Source organism: Jiangella muralis, from assembly GCF_001270745.1.
GTDB lineage: Bacteria > Actinomycetota > Actinomycetes > Jiangellales > Jiangellaceae > Jiangella > Jiangella muralis.
Map to the genome: position 1 here is coordinate 647,815 of NZ_KQ434751.1, position 6,407 is coordinate 654,221.

General features: G+C 69.2%; 7 protein-coding genes. 3 read left to right on the plus strand and 4 right to left on the minus strand.

Translation table 11 applies throughout. The annotated features are described in order from the left end of the window. Positions 1 to 2: 2 nt before the first annotated feature. From ACW62_RS02895 to ACW62_RS02910, 4 genes are read right to left on the minus strand one after another with little or no spacing between them, the layout of a single operon-like run. On the minus strand, positions 3 to 1,928 hold the full coding sequence (locus ACW62_RS02895) for a hypothetical protein (protein WP_053202538.1): 1,926 nt from the start codon (positions 1,926 to 1,928) through the stop codon (positions 3 to 5). A gap of 6 nt (positions 1,929 to 1,934) precedes the next feature. After that, complete coding sequence (locus ACW62_RS02900) at positions 1,935 to 2,771, minus strand: carbohydrate ABC transporter permease (protein ID WP_053202539.1); 837 nt, start codon at positions 2,769 to 2,771, stop codon at positions 1,935 to 1,937. Next, entirely contained in the window at positions 2,768 to 3,676 is a 909-nt protein-coding gene (locus ACW62_RS02905; protein WP_205629092.1) for a carbohydrate ABC transporter permease, read from the minus strand. The genes ACW62_RS02900 and ACW62_RS02905 overlap by 4 nt, the downstream gene beginning before the upstream one ends. 54 nt (positions 3,677 to 3,730) lie before the next feature. Then, a complete protein-coding gene (locus tag ACW62_RS02910; RefSeq protein WP_053202541.1) occupies positions 3,731 to 4,990 on the minus strand; it encodes an ABC transporter substrate-binding protein in 1,260 nt (419 codons plus the stop codon). A gap of 214 nt (positions 4,991 to 5,204) precedes the next feature. On the opposite strand from ACW62_RS02910, the gene ACW62_RS34640 reads away from it, so the two are divergent. The 3 genes from ACW62_RS34640 to ACW62_RS02925 all read left to right on the plus strand — a co-directional run. Then, positions 5,205 to 5,450, plus strand: a complete 246-nt coding sequence (locus ACW62_RS34640) for an SDR family NAD(P)-dependent oxidoreductase (protein ID WP_169791974.1) — start codon at positions 5,205 to 5,207, stop codon at positions 5,448 to 5,450. A gap of 17 nt (positions 5,451 to 5,467) precedes the next feature. Beyond that, positions 5,468 to 5,695 carry a hypothetical protein gene (locus ACW62_RS02920; protein WP_157574314.1) on the plus strand — a complete coding sequence of 76 codons (228 nt, stop codon included), beginning with the start codon at positions 5,468 to 5,470 and terminating at the stop codon, positions 5,693 to 5,695. A gap of 105 nt (positions 5,696 to 5,800) precedes the next feature. After that, the coding region (locus tag ACW62_RS02925) for an amidase family protein (protein WP_240477208.1) at positions 5,801 to 6,407 on the plus strand (607 nt) is incomplete at its 3' end.

Genomic DNA, 6,407 nt, shown 5'->3' on the forward strand with positions numbered 1-6,407 from the left:
CTCTAACCGGTCGCCAGCTCGACCCGAAGCTCCACGACGCCTCGCGGCGGCACCCGTGCGACCACCACCGGCCCGTCGACCCGGGGCGGACGCGGCGTCACCCCGGTGAGCCTGGTCGCCCGCCGGACCGGCCGCGGCAGCGTGACGACCCCGTCGCGGTACGTCGCCGCCGGGTTCGAGAACACGACCCGGGAGACGTGCTCGGACTCGGTCAGGACGAGGCACACCACGCGGTCGGCCTCGGCCGGCCGCCGCTGGCCGATCGCCGTCGCCGCGACGTCAGCCAGGCGGTCGATCAGCGACCGTGGCGGCATCGCCATGCGCAGCTCGTGCACCCAGGAGTCGTGGTCCTCACCGCCGTCGACCGCGACGTCGTCGGGTCCGTCCGCGACGATCTCGTCCCGCACGGCACCGCCGTCGAGCTCCCGCAGCCGCCAGCCGCGCCCACCCGACGAGCCGAGCGTGAGCGCCGCGGGGTGCCGGGCCAGGACGGCGTCGACGACCTCGGGCGGGTACAACTCGGGCCGCAGCAGGAGGACGGGTCCGGCGACGGCCTCGTGCGCCGCCATCGGGCTGACGGCGGTGATCGGGGCGCCCGCGCGGATCAGCTCCGCCAGCAGCGCGTGCGTGTGCGCGGCGCGGGTGGAGACGAACGACGCGAGTTCACCCTCGATGATCTCCGGGTCGTAGAGGACGGTGATCCCGTCGCTGCCGGGGCGCGGCCCGGTCGCACAGGACTCGCGAACGCCGTCCATCCAGCGCCACTGCTGCTCCGCGACACCGTCCGAGAGGCAGTACAGCCCGGCGCCGACGCAGGCGATCGTCTCGTCGCCCGCACCGGTGAACCGGCGCAGTGCGCTCAGCAGCCGGACGTCGCGCTCGTGCATGCCCGGAGCGACGTTGATGACGTCCCAGCCCTCCAGGGTGTCGTGCACCGAGACCAGCGCCGCCAGCGGGACGTCCGGAATCGTCGCGCCGGTGAGCAGCGCGGCGCCGAGCTGGCCCGGCAGCGGCGGGAGCGCCGGCGGCCGCTCCAGCAACTCGACGGCGGCCGCGACGGTCTCCAGGACGAGCCCATCGATCCCGGCGGCGGCGAGGCCCCGGTAGTCGACGCCGTAGCGGTAGAGCGCCTCGAACGGGTCCCGCGTCCACGCGTTGTTCAGCACGACCCGTCCGCCCGCACCGTGCACGGACGCGCACACCGTGGTCCAGAAGCGGGTCCACCGGTGCGCATGGAACCGGATCCACGGCGACCTCGCGTGCCGCCAGATCCAGTCCGCCTGTGCCGAGACCGCCGCGTCCGGAACGACGACGCCCGACCACTGGGAGAACTGCTCCAGCAGGTCCGCCGAGAAGTCGGCCTCCCACAGCGGCAGCCGGCCGCTGGAGTACCCGTCGGCGCCGTGCAGGCCGTCGAAGCCGTAGTAGGCGAACACCTCCTCCAGCCGGGTCGCGAAGAAGTCCTCGTAGAAGGAGCCGTCCGCGAAGCGCCCCAGCGGGTTGAGCAGCCCGGTCCGCTCCGCGCCGGCCCGGTCGACCACCGTCAACTCCGGATGCGCCTCGTTCCACGCGCTCACCCTCGTCGTCGCGCCGTCCTCGAAGGCGTGCATGTCGAAGAGCGCGAAGAACACCGCGATCCCGCGGTCGCGGAGCGCGGACACGAGCGCGCGCAGCTGCGCCCGCGTCCAGTCCTGCCGCGGTCCCCGCACGCTCCACGAGCGGGCGTAGTAGGCCGTGCACTCGACCGGGAGCAACTCGTCGTCGACGGCGTCGTGCGTGTGCACGAACTCCGCGCTGTACAGCAGGAGGGACAGCACGGACGGCCGCTCCCCCAGCGGGTCGAGCACCGCCGCGACGCCGAGGTCGGGCGCCGTGGTGTCGAAGGCGATCAGCTCGATCCAGATCCACTTGCCGGTCGTCGGCGACATCCCGCGCTATCCCTTCACACCCGTGACGACGATCCCCTGGATGAACTGCTTCTGCGCGACCGCGAAGAGCAGGACGCACGGGATCATCGCGAACATCGCCGCCGCCATCATCATCGGGAAGTCCTGGCTCTGCGAGCTGACGAAGTTGCTGATGCCCAGCGAGAGCGGGAACTTGTCCTGCGACTGCAGGAAGATGAGCGGACCCATGTACTCGTTCCAGTAGAGGAGGAACGAGAACAGGCCGACGATGAGCAGGGCCGGCTTGGCGAGCGGCAGGATGATCGTGAAGAAGATCCGGACCGATCCGGCGCCGTCGAGCTTCGCGGCCTCGTCGAGTTCGAGCGGGATGCCCAGGAAGAACTGCCGCAGCAGGAAGGTGTTGAACGGCGCGGCGAAGAAGGCCGGCACGAGGATCGGAAGATACGTGTCGATCCAGCCGATCTCGCTGAACACGACGTACGACGGGACGATCGTCACCCAGATCGGCACCATCATCGTGCTGAGCATCACCAGGAAGAGCGCGTTCCTCCCGCGGAACCGGAAGCGGGCGAACCCGTAGGCGGCCGCGGCAGAGCTCACCACGCTGCCGAACACTCCGAACACCGTGATGATGATCGTGTTGACCGTGTAGGTGAGGAAGGGCGCCACGGTGAAGAGCTCGACGAAGTTCGCCCAGTCGATCGGCTGCGGAATCCAGCGGATCGGGAACTCGTAGACCTGGTCCTGGGTCTTGAGGCTCGTGCTGAGCATCCAGAGGAACGGGACCAGGTACAGGATCGACCCGAACCCGAGCACGAGATAGGTCGAGGTCGCGGTGAGGCCGCGGCCGGCGGACCGGGTCATGACGACCTCTTCTCTGCCGCGTAGTAGACCCAGCGGTTCGAGGTCCGGAGGAAGACCGCGGTCAGCAAGAGGATGGTGACGAAGAGGATCATCGACAGGGCGCAGGCGTAGCCGAGCCGCAGTTCCTTGAAGGCCACGTCGTAGATGTACAGGGAGAAGAAGTACGAACCGTAGTCCGGTCCGCCCTTGGTCATGATGAACGCCTGCGTGAAGATCTGGAAGGTCCCGATCAGCCCGAGGATGAGCTGCAGCAGGATGACCGGCGACATCATCGGGAGCGTCACGGCGCGCAGTGTCTGCCACCACCCCGCGCCGTCCAGCGACGCCGCCTCGTAGAGCTCGGTCGGCACGCTCTGCAGACCGCCCAGATAGATCACCACGGAGCTGCCGACCGCCCAGAGCTGCATGATCACGATCGCCGGGATGACCCAGCCCTGACTGTTGAGCCACGGGATCGGCTCGACGCCGACGAGCGCCAGGACGCCGTTGATGACGCCGAAGTCACGATGGAAGACGAACCCCCACAGCACGGTCACGGCCACGCCGGAGAGCACTGACGGCAGGTAGTAGATCGTGCGGAACACCGTCATGCCGACGAACCGCTGGTTCATCAGCATCGCGAGGCCGAAACCGACCAGCAGGGAGAGCGGGAGATACAGCACGACGAAGATGAACGTCACCTTCAGCGACTGCCAGAAGATCGGGTCGTTCGTGAAGATCGTGACGTAGTTCTCGAGCCCGATCCACTCCAGGTCACCGCCGGACCAGTTCGTGAACGAGAGGAACAGCGCCATCCCGCTCGGCACGATCGAGAACAGCAGGAACCCCACCAGCCAGGGCTGGATCCAGAGGAACCCCGCTCTGGCCTCCCGGCGCGCGTGCCCGCTCGGCGGCCGCTCCCGCACGACCCGGGGCCGTGCGGGAGGGGCGGGCTGCAGACGGTCCGTCGTCGCCATCCGCTACCTGTTCGTCTCTTCCTGGATCTGCGCGAGAACGGACGACGGGTTCTCCCCGGAGAGCAGCGTGCCCATCCTGTTGTACAGACTCAGTTCGTACTTCGTCCACAGCGGCGGGTAGGAGAACGCGCCTGCATCGTCGCCGAACTCCGGGAAGAGGATGTCGCGGGCCGGATCGGACTGGCGCGCGGTGAGGGCGCCGCCCTGCACCCACGGGAAGTCGGCCTGCACGTCGGCCGAGGTCAGATACTCGAGGAACGCCCACGTGCCGTCGGGGTCCTTCGCGTCCTTGCTCATGCCCCAGCCGCCGCCGGCCGTCGCGATCTCGCGCTTGCCCGTGGTCCCCTTGGGCATGCTCACGATCGCCCACTCGAAGCGGTCACCGATCGCCGCCTCCGCGCCGCCCGCGTACCAGGAGCCGTTCATGAACATCGCGACCAGCCCGCCGGCGAACGCGTCGACCCCGGTGGGCAGGCCCTCGAAGGCGGGAATGGCACCCGCCTTGGCGGCATCGCCGATCTGGCTGAACGTCTCGGCGTTCTCGGCGTTGTCGACGATGGCCTCCGAGCCGTCCTCGTTGAACACCTCGCCGCCGTTGGCGCGCATGATGCCGCGAAGACCCCACGAGCTGGGGTTGATGTAGCCGCCCCAGCGCGTCTGCCGCGAGCCCTCCCGGACCGCGAACTCCTCGGCGAGCTCGTAGAACTCCGTCCAGGTCCAGTCGCCGGTCGGCACCGGGATGCCGAGCTCGTCGAACATGGTCGTGTTCACGTAGATCCCGTAGGCGGAGAGGTCCTCGGGCAGCGCGTAGTACTCGCCCTGATACCTGAACTGCTCCTGGACCGCCGGGTAGAAGTCCGCCGGGTCGACGTCACTGGAGCCGAGGTGGCTGCCGAGCGGGGTGAGCCAGCCGTCCTTCGCATTGGCGGCGAGTTCGAGCGTCCGCACGTAGAAGACGTCCGACAGGGAGTCCGCCAGGGCCTGGGTCTTCACCTTGGTGTTGAACTGCGCGCCGTCGGCGATGTTCAGCACCGTGATCTTCGTGCCGGGGTTCGCGTCCTCGTACGCTGTGATCGCACTCTGGACGATCGGCTCGCGGTCGGCGCCGTTGTTGGACAGCAGCGTGATCGTCTTCGTGCCGCCGCCGCCGCTGCTGCTGTTCCCGCCTCCCCCGCACCCGGCGAGCGCGAGCATCGCCGCGGACGCGGTACCGGCGAGGAGGCTACGCCGCGAAACCTGTGCGTCGAACAGGTGTGGTGCCATCTGCTGCTCCTTAACTCAGGGAGGAGTGAAGATCAGGTCGGCGTAGATCTGAGTGTTCCCGAGTTTCACACTTTTGAACTTCAGATCACCTATGCGACCCCATGGTGACGTCCACCTGGAGGGCTGTCAACGAATCGGCGCCAGCCTACCGAAGAAAGTTCTATACTGCGAACTAGAGTTCATGTGTGCGACCGCGCGAAGGCGGAGGTACGGGATGGCCGCGGAAAGGGTCGTGATCGTCACCGGAGCGGGCGGCTACGGCGTCGGCGGAGGGGTCTGCGATGCGCTGGCCGAACACGGGACACGGCTGGTGCTCAACGACGTCGACGCCACGGGGCTGGCGCGTGCCGCCGCCCGCCACCCCGAGGCGTTGATCCACCACGGCGACCTCACCGCACCCGATGCGGGCCAGCGGCTGATCGACAGCGCCGTCGAACGGTTCGGATCAGCGCCACGGTGACCCTGACGATCCTCACGATGACCAGCCTGCCGCGAGCGGACGCGGGTCTCGCGGCCGGAATGATCAACACGTCCTCGCAGCTGGGCATCGCGTTCCGGCTCACCGTCTTCACCGGCGCCGCCGCGGCGCACACCGGCGGCCTCGTCGACGGCTTCCGGACGGCCTTCCCGTGGGTGGCGATGCTGGTCGTCGCGACGATCGTGCCGATCCCGCGTGGGCCCGGGCTCCGGCGAAATCGGCGGTGACACCGCTGACTCCATAGCGCCAAACCGTCCTGGTGGCGGCCACTCCGGCGCCCGTGATTCAATAGGCGAAACGGTTGTTTCGCGTGAATCGGCGGGGAGGTCGGCATGTTCATGGTGCCCGAGACTGCGGAGATCCAGCGGGTTGCCCGGTCGCTGGGCTTCGAGGTGGCCGGCCACGAGGTCGCGACCTACCAGCGGTTCCTGGCCGACTGGCTGAAGGGCGTCGACGAGTTCATGAACGCGCGGCTGCAGGAGCCGCCGCCGCCGGTGGCGGCGGTGCGGCGCGATGTGCCGTACAAGCCCTCCGCGGCGGAGGACCCGCTGAACGCGTGGCTGCGCAAATGCTCGTTCGGCGGCGGCGATGGGGCGGGGCGGCTGGCCGGGCGGACGGTCTCGGTGAAGGACACCATCGCGGTCGCGGGCATCGCGTCGACGCTGGGATCGTTCGGCGGTGACCGCCTGACGCCCGACTTCGACTCGACCGTGGCGCGGCGTGCGCTGGAGGCCGGCGCGACCCTCATCGGCACGAACACGGTCGTCGGCGGGTTCGGCGAGGTCGGCGATGACCGGCGGCCGAAGAACCCGCACGACCCGTCCCGGCTGGCCGGCGGGACCTCGTCGGGCAGCGCGGTCGCGGTCGCGGCCGGCCAGGTCGACATCGCCTACGGCGGCGACCAGGGCGGCTCCGTGCGCATCCCGGCCGCCTGGTCCG

Coding starts and splice junctions, on each gene's coding strand:
- ACW62_RS02895 (WP_053202538.1), bottom strand. CDS start 1,928: ATGTCGCCGACGACCGGCAAGTGGATCTGGATCGAGCTGATCGCCTTC.
- ACW62_RS02900 (WP_053202539.1), bottom strand. CDS start 2,771: ATGACCCGGTCCGCCGGCCGCGGCCTCACCGCGACCTCGACCTATCTC.
- ACW62_RS02910 (WP_053202541.1), bottom strand. CDS start 4,990: ATGGCACCACACCTGTTCGACGCACAGGTTTCGCGGCGTAGCCTCCTC.
- ACW62_RS34640 (WP_169791974.1), top strand. CDS start 5,205: ATGGCCGCGGAAAGGGTCGTGATCGTCACCGGAGCGGGCGGCTACGGC.
- ACW62_RS02920 (WP_157574314.1), top strand. CDS start 5,468: ATGACCAGCCTGCCGCGAGCGGACGCGGGTCTCGCGGCCGGAATGATC.